Here is a 15260-nt window from a genome sequence, read left to right on the forward strand (position 1 = left end):
CCTCAGACTCGGCGCTCGTAACACTTGCGGGCCGCGGCGAAATTCGAGCGGCGGTTTCCCCGTATCGCGGCCGCGACACTCAGGCACTCAGGGCGCTTCCGCCCGCGGCCGGCGCGCGACGGACGCGAGGACGTAGACCACGGGCACGATGAGCGCGGCCCCGACGACGAACGGCGACCAGTACGCGAGGACGTACAGCGCCGCCATCGACGGCGGGCCGAGCGTCCGGCCGAGGCTTCCCGCGCCCTGCGTGACCCCGAAGGCGTTGCCCTGCTGGTCGGCCGACGCCGACGTGGAGACGAGCGTCGACAGCGAGACGTTCAACATCCCGTTGCCGAACGACAGGAGCGCCCCGACGAGGAGGAGCGCCACGAGTTCGCGGGTGAGCCACGGCGGGCCGCCGACCGCGGGGAGCACCGCCCCGATGTCGGGCGAAAAGGGGAGCAACGCGAGCGAGATCAGGAGTCCGACCGCGCCGACGACCGCCAGTTTCGCCTCCGAGTACCGCCGGGCGAGTCGGCCGACGACGACCCCTTGATTCAGCGTGCCGAGCAGGCCGATGTAGGTCAGAAACAGCGCCGTCTCGGTCTCGCCGTAGCCGTACACGTCGGCCGCGAAGGGGATGAACATGACCTGAATCCCCGAGAAGGCGACCGAGACGACGAAAAAGGAGACGACGAGTCCCCGGAGGTCGTCGTCGGCGAGGGCGGTGCGGAACTGCGAGACGAGCGTCGTCGCGGGCGTGCCGGCCGGCGCGCGGGTGCGCTCGGGTTCGCGCAGGAAGACGAACGCGAAGCCGAGGCTAACGAGGCTCAACGCCGCCGCGGTGAAACTCGGCAGCGAGAACCGCGTCGCGGGCACGAACGACGGGAGCAGGTCGCGGGCGGTGGTGACGACCGGTTCGGAGGCCATCAGACCGCCGAGAGCCGGCCCGAAGATGAACCCGAGGCTGAACGACGCGCCGACGAGGCCGAGCGCGCCGGCCCGCCGCGCCGGGGGCGTGATGTCGGCGATGTACGCCTGCGCGGTGGCGATGTTGCCGCCCATCGCCCCCGCGAGCATCCGCGAGGCGAACAGCGTCGCCACCGCGAGCGTCGTGCCGAACAGCAGGCCGATTTCGCCGGCGACGCCGAAGACCGTCCACGCGAGGACGCTCCCGACGAGCGACAGCATGATGACCGGCCGGCGGCCCCGCTGGTCGGAGATGCGGCCGAGGACGGGCGCGAAGAGGAACTGCATGAGCGAGTACGACGCCGCCAAGAACCCGATGTACACGTCGCTGACGCCGAAGCTTCGGACGTAGAACGGGAGGATGGGAATGACGACGCCGAACCCGAGAAGGTCGATGAAGACGACGGCGATGACGACCGCGAGGGCGCGTCGCGTTCCCCGCGACTCCTCGGGGAACTCGGCGTCGGAAGAGACGGCGGACTCGGGGGCACTCACGACACCACAAACGCGCGAGAAACGCCTAACGGTTACGCCGGGTTAGCGGGAGAATCGAAGGGAACGTTGTGTCGAAGGGCGAACTGGGTCGGCGCTCAGGAACGGTATCTGTCGATGACGCGCTTGGCCGAGACGGCCTTTTCCTTCCAGCCGTAGCCCGCGTCGTAGACGTGGCGCTTCTTCTCGACGAGTTCGGCGGGCGTCGCCTCCTCGAAGCCGCCGCGGTCCCACGCGCCGGTGTCGCGGAGCCAGTTGACGACGTTTTCGCGCGTCTCGGGCCACGACAGGCCGACCATCTCGTACCACGCGATCATGGCGAAGACGGCGTTGTCGTGACAGCCGGGGACGCTCCCGTACTGGTGGAGCGTCCGCATCGGTTCCCGGGTCGGCTCGGACACCTCCTCTCTGAACTCCTCGGCGGTGAGAAGGCGGAGGACGCCCGAGTTCGCTTCCGACACCCGCTCGTCGCGCTTGAGTCGTCGGAGCGCGGCCTGCTGGAGCGGCCCCCACTCGCCCGGCGCTTCGCGGCGAAGCGTCTCCTCGTCGCACGGGCCGCCAGCGAGGACCGAGACGATGTCGACGTAGGCGCGCTCGACTTCGACCCACGGGGTCCCCTCGAAGCGGCAGTCGGCGTCGTGGAGACTGGTGGTGGCGCGGCAGTCCGGACACGGGTAGTCGAAGTGCGGCACGTGAGAGCCTGAGGAAGTGGTCGGTAATAGGTTGTGTGATGCGCCGTCGCCGGCGACACCCCGCCACGGGACTCGACTGCACGGCCCGCGCCCGCCACCACCGAATCCGTCGCGTTTATCGGTGGGCACCCGGAACGTGGCGGTATGCGGATGCGCCCGCTCCACGCCCGATACCCGTTCTTCGCCGCGGCCAGAGAGGCGGTCGAATCGGCCGACGTCGCCATCGCGACGCTCGTCGCCGAGGACGCCCCGGCCGTCGAGCGTGGCGTCGAGCGCGTCGAACGCGCCCTCATGGAGGGCACCGTCGAGCCCGACCCCGACGAGGCCTACGGGTGGGACACCCAGACGGAACTGCTTTCGTACCCCATCTCCCGCATCATCGTCTCGCTCGTCGAGACGCCCGCGGCGGTGGACAAGTACGCCCGCGCCGAGGCCGACACGGCCTACGAGCGCATGCTCGCCGACTTCGACGCCGGCGACGACGACGTCCACGGCGAGGCCCGCGCGAGCCTCGACGACTTCCTCCGCGAGTTCGACCTCGACGGCGCGGTGCGGGCCGAGTCGAACCGGAACCGGAACAGCCGACGCGCGCCCGACCACTACTGGGTCGACGTGGGACCGTACCTCACCTACTCCGACACCGACTGGGGCGCGGACTGGCGGCTCGTCAACCGCTCGCTGGCCGACGGCGCGGTCCGCGTCACCCGCGAGGAGCTCTCGGAACTGCTCCGCGAGGCGGTCCGCCGCCGGGTCGCAGAGGGGCTTCCCTTCGCCGTCCGCGGCAGCGACGCGGGCGACCGACTCGCCGACGCGCTCAAACCCCACGTCGAGCGCCTGCGGAACCTGCTTTCGGACCGCGGCGCGGTCAACGTCGTCTACGTCGACTCGGTCGACCCGGACCACTTCCCGCCCTGCGTCGGGGCGCTGTTGGCGCGGGCGCAGGACGGCGAGGACCTCCCGAACGAGGCGGCGTTCGCGCTCGCGGCGTTCCTCGTCGGCGTCGGCCTCGAACCCGAGGAAGTCGGTGGCGTCGTCGGCGACGCGAACGCCGAGGAACTCGAAAAGCGGGCGACGGTCCTCGCGGACTCGAGCGGGTCGCAGTACGCGCCACCGACCTGCGAGACGATGCAGGCGTACGACCTCTGTGTGAACCGCGACGACCGCTGTGACACCATCAAGCACCCGATGAAGTACTTCGAGACGGCGACGAACGACGCGGACGCGGTCGCTGCGGACGAAGCCGCCGACTGACGGAGTCCGTGCTGACGACGTACCCAACCCACGAGCGCCGCGGCTGCGCGTCGAGCGCTGGCGTGGCGACGACCGGGTCGCCGAAACCGACCGAGAGGATTAGGAAGAACGCGACAGCCAGACGCCGATACCAGCCATCACGAGCACGAACGCCGTGATGGCGCCGACGAGTGCGAACCCGCCGGTGGAGATGAGTCCACTCTGGTTGTAGGTCGCACCGATGCCGACGATGAGGGCGATGAACACCCCGACCGCGACGATGGAGACGGCAATCTTCCGCCGCATCTCCGCTTCGATAGCCATGCGACGACGTATCCGCGGCCGTTCTAAAAGGTCTTCGATGGGCGGATGTCCGACGAGAGCCACTCACGCGCCCGATTTTCCACGTGAAACGAGGGTTTAGGTCGTTCGAGAACCCATACACAGGTGACGGAAACTGACCCCGAACAGCCGCTGGTAGGGTCGGAATCCCGCACCACCATGACGCACATCGCACACACACCCGCGTCGACTCGCCGCCCGGTGCGCCGCAAGACCACGCTCCCGTCCGACGGACTGGCCGGTCGCGCCCGCCGCGCCCGCGTCGAACCGATGGCCGTCCGACCGCTCCGCGACGGTCGCTACGTCGTCGAGACCGACGGCGGCACCTACGTCGTCGACGTGGAAGCCCGCACCTGCACCTGCCCCGACAACGCCATCCGACACGCCCGCTGTAAGCACCTCCGCCGGGTCGCCATCGAAATCACCCGTGGCGAGGTCCCGCCGCCGGGGCGCCGGAGCGCCACCTGCGCCGTCTGCGGCGACGAGACGTTCGTCCCGGTGGACGCGACGGGGCCCCAACTCTGCCGCGACCACGAACACCGCGCCGGCGACCTCGTCCGCGACCGCGAGAGCGGCGGTCTCCTCGTCGTCACGCGGGCGCTCGGCACCCGAGCCGACGAGACGCCGACCGAGACGGGGAAACTCGTCGCCGCGTTCGAGAGCAACCGCGACTACGGCGACCACGAACCGACCTTCGAGGCCGTCTACCTCGACTCGCTGCCGGTGAACGCCGGCCTCTCGGACCTCGGCGGACTGCACGCCTATCGGTTCCCCGCCTCGCGGCTCAGTCGCGTCGAGCGCGGGTTCGTCGGCGCTCGCACGCTCGGCGAGCGACTCGCTCGGACGTGAGCGAACGCGGAGGGTGAAGAGACTCGGGGCGCGACCTCAGTCGTCGCCGAGTTTGGTCTGTGTCGGCCCGCCGGTAAAGGACTCGAAGTCCTCGCCCTCCGCCAGCGCCGTCTCCTTTTTGACGCGGTAGTTCCCGCCGTCGGTCACGTAGAGGTCGCCGGGGTGGAAGAAGTACCAGTCCTCGCGATCGAATCGGACGGCGATTCGGGCCTTCGCGCCGAAGTTCTGCGAGAAGTAGATGAGCGCTTCGACCTCCTCGCCGTCGAGGTAGATAGGGCGACCGCTGGAGGCCTTCGCCTCGATGGCGTAGAACACCTCGCCGTTGCCCGCGAGCACGTCGGGGAGTTCGCGCGTCGTCGCGCTCCCGGAGGCGGGCGCGCGCATGACCGCGAACCCGGCCTCGTCGAGACGGTTGACGAGTTCGCGCTCGCGTCGGTCTCCCTTTCTGTTCGAAGACATGGTCGGGAGTCGGCCGCGGGCGGTGATAAATGGGGCGAACGTCGTCCGAGAGCGCCACCGGAACGCCGGCGTCACTCGAAAAGCGGGACGGCGTCGGGCCACAGCGCTCGGAACTGGCGAGCGAACTCGTCGACGACTGCCGCGTCCGTCACCACGACGACGCCGAGGCGGTCGGCGGCGGACTGTGGGTGCGGAATGTCGACCGACGCGACCGTCCCGTCGACGACGTCGAACGAGACCGGCAGGCTTGGCAGGCACCGGACTCGAACCGTCTGCGGCTTCGACGCCACGAGTTCCCGAAACTCGTCGGGGAGCGAGTTGAGCACGGGGTCGCTGAGGAGCAGCGACACGTCGAGGTCGTCGCGAGCGCCCTCGAAGAACGCGTCGAACTCCGTGCGGAGCGTCTCCCACGAGGCCCGCTCGTACGGCGGGCCGACCGCGGCCGAGACGGACTCGGTCGCCGCCCGCACGTGCTCGTGCATCGCCGTCCGCATCTCGTCGCCGCCGAGGCGGCCGAGCCAGACGCTCCCGTCGGCCGGCGGCGTCGGCAGGAGGTTCGACCGGACCGCGTCGGCCACGTCGCGGTACCGCGTCCACTCCTCGCGCAGTTCCGCGGCGCGCTCGGCCAGCAGTCGCTCGACCGCCGCGGCCGGGTCGACGGCGACGTATCGCGTCGGCTGGGTCGACTGCGCTCGGACCAACCGGCGCGCCCGAAGCCCGTTGAGCACGTCGTAAACCCGGCCGTTCGGGACGCCGCTCGCGTCCGAGACGGTCGCGGCTGTCGCGGCACCCGTGACGAGGAGCGTCCGGTACGCCTTCTCCTCGTAGTTCGACAGGCCGAGTTCCCCGAGTTCGGTCATGGGCGGGGCTCTCTCGCCCACACGTTAGTAGTTTGATATTTCTCGTTCGGCGGCGAGCAACGGAGCGCAAGTGGTGGGCGATTGCAGAACGCTCATCGGGGTCGTGTCGTGACCAACAGGCATGAACCCGTACGCGTTACTCGCCGGCGCAATCGCGTCGGAGTTGGTCGGAACGACCGCGCTCAAACTGTCCGCGGGCTTTTCCAAGCCCCTCCCGAGCCTCGGCGTGGTGGTCGGCTACGGACTCGCGTTCTACCTCGTCTCGCTGACGCTCGAAGAACTCCCCATCGGCGTGGTGTACGGGACGTGGGCCGCGCTGGGCATCGTCGGCGTCGCGGCCATCGGCGTCGTCGTGTTCGACGAACCGGTCGACTTGACTGGCGTCGTCGGCCTGCTTCTCATCCTCGCGGGCGTCTACTGCGTCAACGTCCTCTCGGGGATGGCCGCGCACTGAAGCCGGCGTCGAAGGAGACGCGCCACCAGAGCTATCCATCGGCTGACGGATACTGTCCGTATGAACCGCGAGAACCGGCGTGCCGTCGTCCTCCTCGTTCTCGGGGTCGCCCTCCTCGCGAACCCGCTGTACCTCTATCCCGACGGCGTCTCCTCCGAGAAGACGTACACCTACGAGGCGTCGGCGGTGGACTACCTCCCGCACACCGCAGACGCGTTCTACCGGGTCAAATCGTGCGGGTGGAACCCCCTCCAGTCGGCCGAGTGCGCAAGCATCATCGACATGGCCCGCGGCGACCCGGTCGAACTCGAGTTGGACCCGGACCGCGACGTCCATCCCGAGTTCTGGTCGTTCGACTACGTCCGGACCGACGGCCGCTACTTCGAACCGAACGCGACCCTCGACGGGCGCACGCTCACGCTCTCGCTCCACCCGGTGTCGACCGAGACGGTCAAGCGCGACCTCTCGGAGGACCTCGACGAGTCGCCGCGGTACGTCCGCGACGCCGTCCGAAACGGTAGTAGCACGGTGAGTGGGTCGGAGCTGTACGAGACGGAGACGCACTACGTCGAGTCCGAGGGGCGGTACTACGTCGTCGAGCCGGTCGAAAGCGAACGCGTCCCGACCGGCTGGGGGTGGAAAACGCCGTCCGACGCGGCTATCGAGGCGATGCGGCTCGCGGCGTGGATAGGCGGCGTCGCGTGCGTCTGGCGGGCCGGCGAGTGGACCGAGCGCGGTCGAGAACAGTAGAAAAACGGTCAGCGCGCGGGGTGTGGGGGAGCGAGTCGGATTACGTTCCGTGGGCCCAGCTACCCATGTACTCGCGCTGCTCGTCGGTCATCGAGTCGAACTCGATGCCCTCGGCTTCGAGCTTGATTTCGGCGACTTCGCGGTCCAGTTCGTCGGGCACGTCGTGGACACCCGCGTCGTAGGCGTCGCCGTTCTCGACGAGTTCGCGGACGACGACGGCCTGCACGCCGAACGACTGGTCCATGACCTCGACCGGGTGACCGAGCGCGATGGGCGACGCGAGGTTGACGAGGCGGCCCTCGGCGAGGACGTTCAGCCGGCGGCCGTCTTCGAGTTCGTAGGCGTCGACGCCGTCGCGGGCCTCGTACTCGTCGACCGCGAGGTCCGACAGCGCGTCGAGGTCGATTTCGATGTCGAAGTGACCGGCGTTCGCGAGGAGGACGCCGTCTTTCATGTTCTCGAAGTCCTCGCGGGTGATGACGTCGCGGTTGCCGGTGGTCGTGATGAACACGTCGCCGACCTTCGCGGCCTCCTCCATCGGCATCACGTCGTAGCCCTCCATGTGGGCTTCGAGCGCGCGGCGGGGGTCGACCTCGGTGACGATGACGTTCGCGTTCTGGCCGGACGCCTTCTTGGCGACGCCCTTGCCGCAGTAGCCGTAGCCGCCGACGACGACGTTCTTGCCGGCGTACGAGAGGTTCGTCGTCATGGCGATGGTCGCCAGCGACGACTCGCCCGTGCCGTGGACGTTGTCGAACAGGCGCTTCATCGGCGTGTCGTTGACGGCGAAGACGGGGTAGTTCAGTTCGCCGTCCTCGTCCATCGCGCGGAGTCGGTGGACGCCGGTCGTGGTCTCTTCGGCCCCGCCGACGATGGTCTCGATGAGTTCGGGGTACTCCTCGTGGATGGTGAAGACCATGTCCATGCCGTCGTCGACCGTGACGGTCGGTTCGTGGGCGATGACGGCGTCGATGGCCGCGTAGTAGCCCTCCTCGTCGACGCCGCGGACGGCGTAGGAGGTGATGTCGTCGTTGGCGTCGAGTGCCGCCGACACGTCGTCGTGGGTCGAAAGCGGATTGCAGCCGGTGATGGCGACTTCCGCGCCGCCGAGCGCCAGCAGTTCGACGAGGTTCGCCGTCTTCGCCTCGACGTGCATCGCCATGCCGACGACCTCGCCGTCGAGCGGCTGTTCCGACTCGAACTGCTCGCGGAGCTCCTGCAGGATGGGCATGTGCTGGAGCGCCCAGTCCATCTTGCGTCGTCCCTCGGTCCGGGCGGCCTCGACGTCGTCGAGGTGCTCGGAGACGGGAGCGTAGTGTTCGCTCATACCCGTGGGTTCGGAGAGGGGTCCGAAAACCCTACCGAAGGCGGTCGCCGCCCCCGAATCTACAAGTGTCAACGGGGAGATTGTATCGCCGAGGGCCGATGCTCGTCATAGATAACGGCAAGACGGTCGCCGAGCAGGAGCTGTTCGCCCTGATGAGCGCCCCCGCGGTTCCCGACCTCTTGCGCGTCGCCGACGAGCCGCTGACGGTCAAGGAGCTGAGCTGTCGGGCCGACGTGCCGCTGTCGACCGCCTACCGGGAGGTCAAGCGGCTCCACGAGGCGTCGCTGTTCGAGAAATCAATCATGGTCGACCACAGCGACGGCCGACACGTCGCGCAGTACCACCGGACGTTCGAGCGCATGGAGGTCAGCGTGACCGACGACGGACTGCGCATCGAGTTGGCCGGGTAGCGAGGTCGGAGGGCGGTGCGGCGGCGGACCGGACGGCGGCGATTCAGACGCGCTCGCGGAGCGACGCGACCGCCTCGCTGGCACGGGCCATCACGGCGTCCTCGTCGAGCGTCAGCACCTCGCGGTCCCGCATCAGCACCCGGCCGTCGCAGACCGTGTGGCGAACGTCGGAGCCGCGGGCGGCGTACGCGAGGTGACTCACGAGGTCGTTGGCGGGCGTGAGGTGCGGTGCGTCGAGGTCGACGACGGCGAGGTCGGCCGCGCCGCCGACTTCGAGCGCGCCGCCGGGGAGGTCGATGGCGTCGGCCGAGCCGGCGGTCGCCATCCGCACCACGTCGCCGGCGGCGACGGCGCTCGCGTCGGCGGCGGCGAGTTTCCCGAGCATCGCGGCGTCGCGCATCTCGTCGAACATGTCGAGGTCGTTGTTCGAGGCCGCGCCGTCGGTTCCGAGACCAACCGTGACGCCCGCGTCGAGCAGTTTCTGGACGGGAGCCATGCCGGAGGCAAGTTTCATGTTCGACGCCGGGCAGTGGACGACGCCGGTGCCCGCGTCGGCGAGGAGGTCGATTTCCGCGTCGTCGACGTGGACGCCGTGGGCGAGGAAGTCGTCGGCGGTGAGCATGCCGAGTTCCTTCGCGTACGACAGCGGGCGCTCGCCGCGCTCGTCGACGATGGGGTCGACCTCGTCTGTCGTCTCGTTGGCGTGGTAGTGGACCGGGATGTCCTCGGCGTGCGCGTCGGCGACGAACTCGCGAAGGTAGTCCTCCGCGACCGTCGTCAGCGAGTGCGGCATCGCGGCGGTCCGAATCCGGCCGTCGGCCGCGCCGTCGAACTCGCGGGCCACGTCGAGGCTCTCGTCGATGTCGGTCCGCGCGTCCTCGTCGTCTTTCCCGAGCGTGACGACGCCATGGCCGAGGCGGGCGCGGAGGCCGGCCTCGTCGACCGCGGCGGCGACCTCGGGGACGTGGAAGTACATGTCCGCGAACGCGGTGGTCCCCGACTTAATCATCTCCACGAGGCCGAGTTCCGCGCCGACGCGCACGTCCTCGGGCGTGAGCGCGGCCTCGGCGGGCCAGATGTCCTCGCGGAGCCACGCGTCGAGCGGCTTGTCGTCGGCGTAGCCGCGCAGGAGCGTCATCGCCACGTGACAGTGAGCATTCACCAGACCGGGCGTGACGAGACAGCCCTCGGCGTCGAGCGTCTCGTCGGCGTCGAGGTCCGCGCCGATGTCGAGGATAGTCCCCTCGTCTCGGTCCACGAGTACGTCCGCGTCCTCGACCGTCGCGTCGGGGCGGAGCACCTGTCCGCCCGCGATTCGGAGCGTGTTCATGTCGCTCGTTCGGGCCGGCGGGGTGGTGAATCCACCGTCTCGCGGCCGCGAGAGGCGACCGTCGGTTTCGCCGCTGAGCGGGCCGAATACCGGCGGTAGTCCGATTCCCGAAAATCGAGAACGAGCACGCCCCCTTAGGTTCGGACCCCCAGTATGAGGGGATATGGAGCCCCCGTGGAACCTCGCGCTCGTTCCGGGGCACGTCCAAGCGGGCAGTCCGTGGATGACCGCGGTCGTCGTCCTCGCGGGAGTCTCGTCGGTGACGCTGGCTGCGCTCGGCGTCGCCGTCTTCCTCCGGCGACGGACGCGGTCGCACCTGCTCGTCGCGCTGGCGCTCTTGGCGTTTGCGTCGCGGGCGGCCGTCGCGGCGCTGACGCTCGGCGGCGTCCTCTCCGAGTTCGACCACCACGTGGTCGAACACCTCTTGGACCTCGTGATGGCCGGACTCGTCCTCGCGGCCATCTACTACGCCCGGAGCATCGAGCGCGAGGCGGGGGTCAACGACCCATGAGTGAGACACGAACCCGCGTCGCCGACCACATCAAGCACAATCCGGGAGTCCACTTCAACGAGCTCGTTCGCGCGCTCGACCTCGCTCCCGGCCAGGTACAACACCACGTCCGCAGACTGCTCTCCGACGAGACGGTTCGACGCTCCGAGTTCTACGGGCGGACGCACTACTTCCCGCCGGAGTTCGACGCGTGGGAGCGCGGCGCGCTCGCGCTCGTCCGCCGGGAGACCGCCCGAGACATCCTCGGCCACCTCCTCGAACACGGCGACGCCCGCCCCGACGACGTGGCCGACGACATCGGCGTCGCGCGCAGCACGCTGGAGTGGCACCTCGACCACCTCGTCGAGCGCGACGTAGTCCGCAAGGAACGCGACCTACACAACCGCGTGACGCTCGTCCTCACCCACCCCGAGCGGACGACCCGGCTCTTAGACGACGTGTCGCCGTCGCTCCCCGAGCGGTTCGTCGACCGGTTCGACCGCCTGCTCGACCACCTCGTCGAAGGATAACTTCGGGTCCGCGGAGCGGCGTCTCTACGCCCCCGCCTCGCCCGCGCCGGAGCCGTCTCGGAGTCGCTCGATGCGCGACGCCAGCGACGGCTCGAACGAGAGGCGCGACCCCGCGCGGCCGGTGTCAACCTCGTCCGCGGTCGCGTCGAGCGCGTCGGCGACGACCGCGCGGCCGACCCGTTCTGCCGCCGCCTCGTCAGCCCGGTAGATGAGCCGTTTGCTCGCGTACTCGCCGGTCACGAGTAGTATCACGCCGACACCGGCGAAGGCCAAGAACGACAGGGCGAACCCGAACGGCGACCGACCGACACCCCAGACGACGAGTCCGGCGACCGCAGTCACGGTGAACAGTCGGAGTTCGTAGACGAACCGGCCGAGACGCGCGGCATCGAGCGCCAAGAGCGCCGCGACCGTCTCGTCGTCGTAGCGGTCGAGAAGCGAGTCGGTGAGAAAGAGCGTCCGCCGACCGACCGGCCCGCGGGTGAGGTGGTCCGAGCGGTGACCGCCGCCGTCGAGGAGTCGAATCCGAGCGACCGAGAGACCGGCGCGGTCGCACAGGCGGTCGAGTCGCTCGCGCGTCGTGTCGTCGGGAACCGTCGTCGTCTGCGAGACGCCGACGAGCGGTGTCGAAAAGACGTATGCGGCCGTTCCGAGGGCGAAAAGCGTGAGTATGCCGTTAGTCTCCGCGTACCGAAGTTCGGCCTGAACAACGGTCACCACGCAGAAGACGAGCGCCGCGATGACGAGGTGATAGCGGAACATCTTCGCGGCGGCCGTCCCCGCGCCCATATCGACGCCCCGCACGCGCCTCGCCACGGGAAACGCGCCCAAGTACGAGACGGTCGCCACGACTGCGGCACCGACGGCGATGAGCGCCCAGCCGAGAACCGTCCACGGCCAGTCGGCCGGGAGACCGGCGGCGGTGAGGACCGCCCGGTCCGCGTTCGTCCACCAGACGACGCCGACGAACAGGACGGCGGCGTAGAGCCAGTTGCTTCGCACTCGCTGTCTGAACCGCTGGACAGACGCGTCTCGGCGTTCGAGGCGGCCGGCGCTGAGGCGCGACCAGCCGGCACCGAGGAGGGAGACGCCGACGAGCGCGCCGGCGAAGGAGACGGGAGCCATAGGTGACACTTCGTAGACGTGTCAAAAACCGTTCCGGCTTGCGAAAGTCAATTACCTCCGGGACGTGACGGAGAGGTATGCGAATCGCCGTGCCCAACAAGGGCCGCCTGCACGAACCGACGATAGAACTTCTGGAGCGTGCGGGGCTGCACCTCGACAACGGTGCCGAGCGCAAACTCTACGCCGGGACCGTCGACCCCGACGTGACCGTGCTGTTCGCCCGCGCCGCCGACATCCCCGAGTACGTCCGCGACGGGGCCGCCGAGGTCGGCATCACGGGACTCGACCAGGTCCGCGAGTCGGGCCACGAACTCGAAGACCTGCTCGATTTGGAGTACGGGAAGTGTCGGCTCGTCCTCGCCGCGCCCGAGGACGGCGACATCGAGACCGTCGCGGACGTGTCGGGCAAGGTCGTCGCCACCGAGTTCCCGCACATCGCGCGGACCTACTTCGAGGAGGAGGGCATCGACGCCGAGGTCGTCGAGGTCACGGGCGCGACCGAACTGACGCCGCACGTCGAGATGGCCGACGCCATCATCGATATCACCTCGACCGGGACGACCCTCCGGGTGAACCGCCTCGCAGTCATCGACGAGGTGCTGTCGTCGTCGGTCCGGCTGTTCGCCCGCCCCGACGTGGTCGACGACCCGAAGGTCCAGCAGTTGCTCATGGCGCTCGAATCCGTCCGCTCCGCGGAGGGCAAGCGCTATCTGATGATGAACGCGCCGCGCGAGAAACTCGACGAGGTGAAGGAGGTCATCCCCGGCCTCGGCGGCCCGACCGTGATGGACGTCGCCGGCGACTCGACGGTCGCCGTCCACGCCGTCGTGAACGAACGCGACGTGTTCGAGGTCGTCAGCGACCTGAAGAACGTCGGCGCGAGCGGCATCCTCGTCACCGAAATCGAGCGGTTAGTCGAGTAATCGACGCGCCCGTCGCGCCCGTTATTCCTTCCAGCGCAGGTCCGGCACCGTGACCGACGGCTCGAACCCGAGTTCGCCGCGGCGCGCCCGGACGTAGGCCGCGATACAGACCGCGCCGAGCAGTATCGCGCCGACGCCGAGCAGGCCGGCCTCTGGGCCGAACGCGCCGCCGGTAATCACGTCGGGACCCCGTTCCGTCGTCTCGACGAGCGACGTGCCGAAGTCGAGGCCGCTGACCGCGAAGCCGAAGACGCCGCCCTGGACGAAGTTCCACGAGATGTGGATGCCCGTCGGGATGGCGAGGTCGCCGGTGAGCGCGTAGCCGAGGCCGAGCATGACGCCCGCGAGGGTGATGCTGGTCGTGCTGGCGAACCCCGCGTTCGGGTTCGTGTAGTGAGCGACGCCGAACACCGCCGACGAGACCGCGAGGCCGCCGGCGACCGCCGCGTCCGGGCCGAATCGCCAGCGGAGGCCCTCGGCGACATCGGTGAGGACGACGCCCCGAAGCAGGAGTTCCTCGGCGATGCCGACGACGACGAAGAACGCGAGGAGCGAGCCGACGCCGAGCAGTCGGTCGACGCCGAGCGGGACGGAGGAGACCGCAATCCAGTCCGCCGCGACGCCGACGACGAAGACGGCGGTCATCAACCCCGTTCCGAGCGCGAGGCCGAACGCGAGGTCGACCGCCCACTCGCGGTCGAACCGGAGACCGAGGTCCGTGACGGTCCGCCGGTCGACGTACCGCGCGACGACGAGGGCGGCGAGACCGCTCGCCCCGACAGAGACGAGCGAGACGACGAGCGCGACGAGTCGACTGGATTCGGCGAGAGCGCCGAGGGCGGCCGAGAGCGAGAGGGCGACCACGAGCGAGACGAGGACGAAGACGACGGGCGTCGCGAGCAGTCGAAACGGGGCTCGCGGCCGGCGTTCCATGTCGTTCCAGAGGAGACGGCGGGGAGACACGACGGGAGATTCAGCGGCCGCGGGCAAGAAAGTACGGCGAGCGCGACCTCAGATGGGCGCGCTCGTCAGGATGACGGTGAGACCGAACAGGACGAGGCCGAGGAGCACCGAGACGACGAAGTGGATGGTCACCACGTACGCCGACAGGCGGTTCGACCGGCCGTAGAGGTACTTGACGAAGCCGAAGTCGAGCCCGATTGCGAGCGCGAGCGCGACGAAGGAGTTCCACCCGAAGGTGGTGAAGACGACGGCGATGGCCGCGGGAACCGGTCCGACGGCGAACGCCTTCTTGAGTTCCACGTCGCCGAGGACGTTCCGCGCGGCGATGTGGGCGGTGAGAGAGAGGAACAGCGCGAACAGCGCGAACGTTCCGGCGACGGCCGTGACCGGCGCACCGGCGGCCGTCTGCAAGGTGAGCGCGTCCATATCGGTCCGAGGGACGCGACTGACTTAGATTCGGTCGATTCGGGTCCCGGTTACGCGGCGCGCTCGGGAGGACCCGACGAGGTTAGAACGACCCGTTCAGGAGACCGAGTTCGGAGAGGCGCGAGATGATGACGTCGACCGCTGCTTCGGCGTCTTCCGGCTTCTTCCCACCCGTGATGACGAGCTTGCCCGACCCGAAGAGAAGCGCGACGACGCTCGGTTCGTCAAGGCGATAGACGAGTCCAGGGAACTGTTCGGGCTCGTACTCGATGTTTTCGAGACCGAGGCCGATGGCGATGGCGTTGAGGTTCAGGTTCTCGCCGAGGTCCGCGCTCGTGACGATGTTCTGGACGGTGATTTCGGGATCGTCGTCGACCGGTATCTGAAGCTCGCGGAGCTTGTCGAAGACGATTTCGAGGCTCTCGTGCACGTCGGCGGTCGACTTCGCGCCGGTGCAGACGATTTTTCCGGACCGGAAGATGAGCGCCGCGGACTTCGGATCTTGGGTGCGGTAGACGAGTCCCGGAAACTGCTCGGGGTCGTAGTCGGCGCCCTCGAGGTCCATCGCCACGCTCTGGAGGTCGAGCTCTTGGCCGATTCCCGTGGAGGCGACGACGTTTTCGATGTTGATTGTGTCCTTGGGGTCGGTCATACAAC

19 protein-coding genes are annotated in these 15260 nt (G+C 69.0%); 8 read left to right on the forward strand and 11 right to left on the reverse strand.

Translation table 11 applies throughout. From position 1 onward, the window contains the following. Positions 1 to 87 precede the first annotated feature (87 nt). The gene (locus tag C5B91_RS13485) at positions 88 to 1446 is read right to left on the reverse strand and encodes an MFS transporter (protein WP_008091233.1); all 1359 of its coding nucleotides are present in this window, start codon (positions 1444 to 1446) and stop codon (positions 88 to 90) included. Between the two features lie 95 nt (positions 1447 to 1541). Further along, the gene (locus C5B91_RS13490; RefSeq protein ID WP_004973869.1) at positions 1542 to 2135 is read right to left on the reverse strand and encodes a hypothetical protein; all 594 of its coding nucleotides are present in this window, start codon (positions 2133 to 2135) and stop codon (positions 1542 to 1544) included. Positions 2136 to 2285: 150 nt separating this feature from the next. On the opposite strand from C5B91_RS13490, the gene C5B91_RS13495 reads away from it, so the two are divergent. Beyond that, positions 2286 to 3386 carry a DNA primase gene (locus C5B91_RS13495; protein WP_115819909.1) on the forward strand — a complete coding sequence of 367 codons (1101 nt, stop codon included), beginning with the start codon at positions 2286 to 2288 and terminating at the stop codon, positions 3384 to 3386. A gap of 99 nt (positions 3387 to 3485) precedes the next feature. Here the strand turns inward: C5B91_RS13495 and C5B91_RS13500 are convergent, their stop codons facing one another. After that, positions 3486 to 3689, reverse strand: a complete 204-nt coding sequence (locus C5B91_RS13500) for a hypothetical protein (RefSeq protein ID WP_004973872.1) — start codon at positions 3687 to 3689, stop codon at positions 3486 to 3488. 219 nt (positions 3690 to 3908) lie between these two features. Here C5B91_RS13500 and C5B91_RS13505 point away from each other — a divergent pair, with 219 nt between their 5' ends. Continuing rightward, complete coding sequence (locus C5B91_RS13505) at positions 3909 to 4556, forward strand: SWIM zinc finger family protein (RefSeq protein WP_115819910.1); 648 nt, start codon at positions 3909 to 3911, stop codon at positions 4554 to 4556. Positions 4557 to 4592: 36 nt separating this feature from the next. Here C5B91_RS13505 and hjc read toward each other — a convergent pair whose 3' ends face one another. Continuing rightward, entirely contained in the window at positions 4593 to 5015 is a 423-nt protein-coding gene (hjc, locus tag C5B91_RS13510) for a Holliday junction resolvase Hjc (RefSeq protein ID WP_004973874.1), read from the reverse strand. A 71-nt stretch (positions 5016 to 5086) separates the two neighbouring features. Continuing rightward, entirely contained in the window at positions 5087 to 5875 is a 789-nt protein-coding gene (locus C5B91_RS13515) for a TrmB family transcriptional regulator (RefSeq protein WP_115819844.1), read from the reverse strand. Positions 5876 to 5996: 121 nt separating this feature from the next. On the opposite strand from C5B91_RS13515, the gene C5B91_RS13520 reads away from it, so the two are divergent. Together C5B91_RS13520 and C5B91_RS13525 are read left to right on the forward strand one after the other, a co-directional pair. After that, on the forward strand, positions 5997 to 6329 hold the full coding sequence (locus C5B91_RS13520; protein ID WP_008091226.1) for a multidrug efflux SMR transporter: 333 nt from the start codon (positions 5997 to 5999) through the stop codon (positions 6327 to 6329). A gap of 60 nt (positions 6330 to 6389) precedes the next feature. Continuing rightward, positions 6390 to 7079: a hypothetical protein gene (locus tag C5B91_RS13525; RefSeq protein ID WP_115819845.1), complete on the forward strand. Its 690-nt coding sequence runs from the start codon at positions 6390 to 6392 to the stop codon at positions 7077 to 7079. Positions 7080 to 7119: 40 nt separating this feature from the next. Here the strand turns inward: C5B91_RS13525 and C5B91_RS13530 are convergent, their stop codons facing one another. Continuing rightward, positions 7120 to 8406: an adenosylhomocysteinase gene (locus C5B91_RS13530; RefSeq protein ID WP_008091222.1), complete on the reverse strand. Its 1287-nt coding sequence runs from the start codon at positions 8404 to 8406 to the stop codon at positions 7120 to 7122. A 98-nt stretch (positions 8407 to 8504) separates the two neighbouring features. Between C5B91_RS13530 and C5B91_RS13535 the strand changes: the two genes are divergently transcribed. Beyond that, positions 8505 to 8816 carry a helix-turn-helix transcriptional regulator gene (locus tag C5B91_RS13535; protein ID WP_004973886.1) on the forward strand — a complete coding sequence of 104 codons (312 nt, stop codon included), beginning with the start codon at positions 8505 to 8507 and terminating at the stop codon, positions 8814 to 8816. Between the two features lie 43 nt (positions 8817 to 8859). Here C5B91_RS13535 and C5B91_RS13540 read toward each other — a convergent pair whose 3' ends face one another. Next, the gene (locus tag C5B91_RS13540) at positions 8860 to 10146 is read right to left on the reverse strand and encodes an amidohydrolase (protein WP_115819846.1); all 1287 of its coding nucleotides are present in this window, start codon (positions 10144 to 10146) and stop codon (positions 8860 to 8862) included. A 163-nt stretch (positions 10147 to 10309) separates the two neighbouring features. Here C5B91_RS13540 and C5B91_RS13545 point away from each other — a divergent pair, with 163 nt between their 5' ends. Both C5B91_RS13545 and C5B91_RS13550 read left to right on the forward strand, forming a co-directional pair. Further along, positions 10310 to 10657, forward strand: a complete 348-nt coding sequence (locus C5B91_RS13545; protein ID WP_008091217.1) for a hypothetical protein — start codon at positions 10310 to 10312, stop codon at positions 10655 to 10657. Further along, complete coding sequence (locus C5B91_RS13550) at positions 10654 to 11166, forward strand: winged helix-turn-helix transcriptional regulator (RefSeq protein ID WP_004045277.1); 513 nt, start codon at positions 10654 to 10656, stop codon at positions 11164 to 11166. Before C5B91_RS13545 ends, C5B91_RS13550 begins: the two co-directional genes overlap by 4 nt. A gap of 24 nt (positions 11167 to 11190) precedes the next feature. Here the strand turns inward: C5B91_RS13550 and C5B91_RS13555 are convergent, their stop codons facing one another. Further along, a complete protein-coding gene (locus tag C5B91_RS13555; protein ID WP_008091209.1) occupies positions 11191 to 12291 on the reverse strand; it encodes a hypothetical protein in 1101 nt (366 codons plus the stop codon). Between the two features lie 77 nt (positions 12292 to 12368). Here C5B91_RS13555 and hisG point away from each other — a divergent pair, with 77 nt between their 5' ends. Then, positions 12369 to 13214: an ATP phosphoribosyltransferase gene (gene hisG, locus C5B91_RS13560; RefSeq protein ID WP_004045274.1), complete on the forward strand. Its 846-nt coding sequence runs from the start codon at positions 12369 to 12371 to the stop codon at positions 13212 to 13214. A 21-nt stretch (positions 13215 to 13235) separates the two neighbouring features. On the opposite strand, the gene C5B91_RS13565 is transcribed toward hisG, so the two are convergent. The 3 genes from C5B91_RS13565 to C5B91_RS13575 form a co-directional block, all read right to left on the reverse strand. Then, positions 13236 to 14204: a CPBP family intramembrane glutamic endopeptidase gene (locus C5B91_RS13565; protein WP_049913339.1), complete on the reverse strand. Its 969-nt coding sequence runs from the start codon at positions 14202 to 14204 to the stop codon at positions 13236 to 13238. A 21-nt stretch (positions 14205 to 14225) separates the two neighbouring features. Beyond that, a complete protein-coding gene (locus C5B91_RS13570; RefSeq protein WP_004973890.1) occupies positions 14226 to 14603 on the reverse strand; it encodes a hypothetical protein in 378 nt (125 codons plus the stop codon). Between the two features lie 82 nt (positions 14604 to 14685). Continuing rightward, entirely contained in the window at positions 14686 to 15255 is a 570-nt protein-coding gene (locus C5B91_RS13575; RefSeq protein WP_049967947.1) for a TATA-box-binding protein, read from the reverse strand. Positions 15256 to 15260 lie beyond the last annotated feature (5 nt).

Origin of the sequence: Haloferax sp. Atlit-10N (assembly GCF_003586325.1) — an archaeon.
GTDB classification, from domain to species: Archaea; Halobacteriota; Halobacteria; order Halobacteriales; family Haloferacaceae; genus Haloferax; species Haloferax prahovense.

Excerpts from the sequence above, each read along its gene's own strand:
- C5B91_RS13570 (WP_004973890.1), bottom strand. The coding sequence starts at position 14,603 with ATGGACGCGCTCACCTTGCAGACGGCCGCCGGTGCGCCGGTCACGGCC.
- C5B91_RS13550 (WP_004045277.1), top strand. The coding sequence starts at position 10,654 with ATGAGTGAGACACGAACCCGCGTCGCCGACCACATCAAGCACAATCCG.
- C5B91_RS13545 (WP_008091217.1), top strand. The coding sequence starts at position 10,310 with ATGGAGCCCCCGTGGAACCTCGCGCTCGTTCCGGGGCACGTCCAAGCG.
- C5B91_RS13575 (WP_049967947.1), bottom strand. The coding sequence starts at position 15,255 with ATGACCGACCCCAAGGACACAATCAACATCGAAAACGTCGTCGCCTCC.
- C5B91_RS13500 (WP_004973872.1), bottom strand. The coding sequence starts at position 3,689 with ATGGCTATCGAAGCGGAGATGCGGCGGAAGATTGCCGTCTCCATCGTC.
- C5B91_RS13535 (WP_004973886.1), top strand. The coding sequence starts at position 8,505 with ATGCTCGTCATAGATAACGGCAAGACGGTCGCCGAGCAGGAGCTGTTC.
- C5B91_RS13540 (WP_115819846.1), bottom strand. The coding sequence starts at position 10,146 with ATGAACACGCTCCGAATCGCGGGCGGACAGGTGCTCCGCCCCGACGCG.
- C5B91_RS13515 (WP_115819844.1), bottom strand. The coding sequence starts at position 5,875 with ATGACCGAACTCGGGGAACTCGGCCTGTCGAACTACGAGGAGAAGGCG.
- C5B91_RS13520 (WP_008091226.1), top strand. The coding sequence starts at position 5,997 with ATGAACCCGTACGCGTTACTCGCCGGCGCAATCGCGTCGGAGTTGGTC.
- hjc (WP_004973874.1), bottom strand. The coding sequence starts at position 5,015 with ATGTCTTCGAACAGAAAGGGAGACCGACGCGAGCGCGAACTCGTCAAC.
- C5B91_RS13555 (WP_008091209.1), bottom strand. The coding sequence starts at position 12,291 with ATGGCTCCCGTCTCCTTCGCCGGCGCGCTCGTCGGCGTCTCCCTCCTC.
- C5B91_RS13495 (WP_115819909.1), top strand. The coding sequence starts at position 2,286 with ATGCGCCCGCTCCACGCCCGATACCCGTTCTTCGCCGCGGCCAGAGAG.
- C5B91_RS13530 (WP_008091222.1), bottom strand. The coding sequence starts at position 8,406 with ATGAGCGAACACTACGCTCCCGTCTCCGAGCACCTCGACGACGTCGAG.
- hisG (WP_004045274.1), top strand. The coding sequence starts at position 12,369 with ATGCGAATCGCCGTGCCCAACAAGGGCCGCCTGCACGAACCGACGATA.
- C5B91_RS13525 (WP_115819845.1), top strand. The coding sequence starts at position 6,390 with ATGAACCGCGAGAACCGGCGTGCCGTCGTCCTCCTCGTTCTCGGGGTC.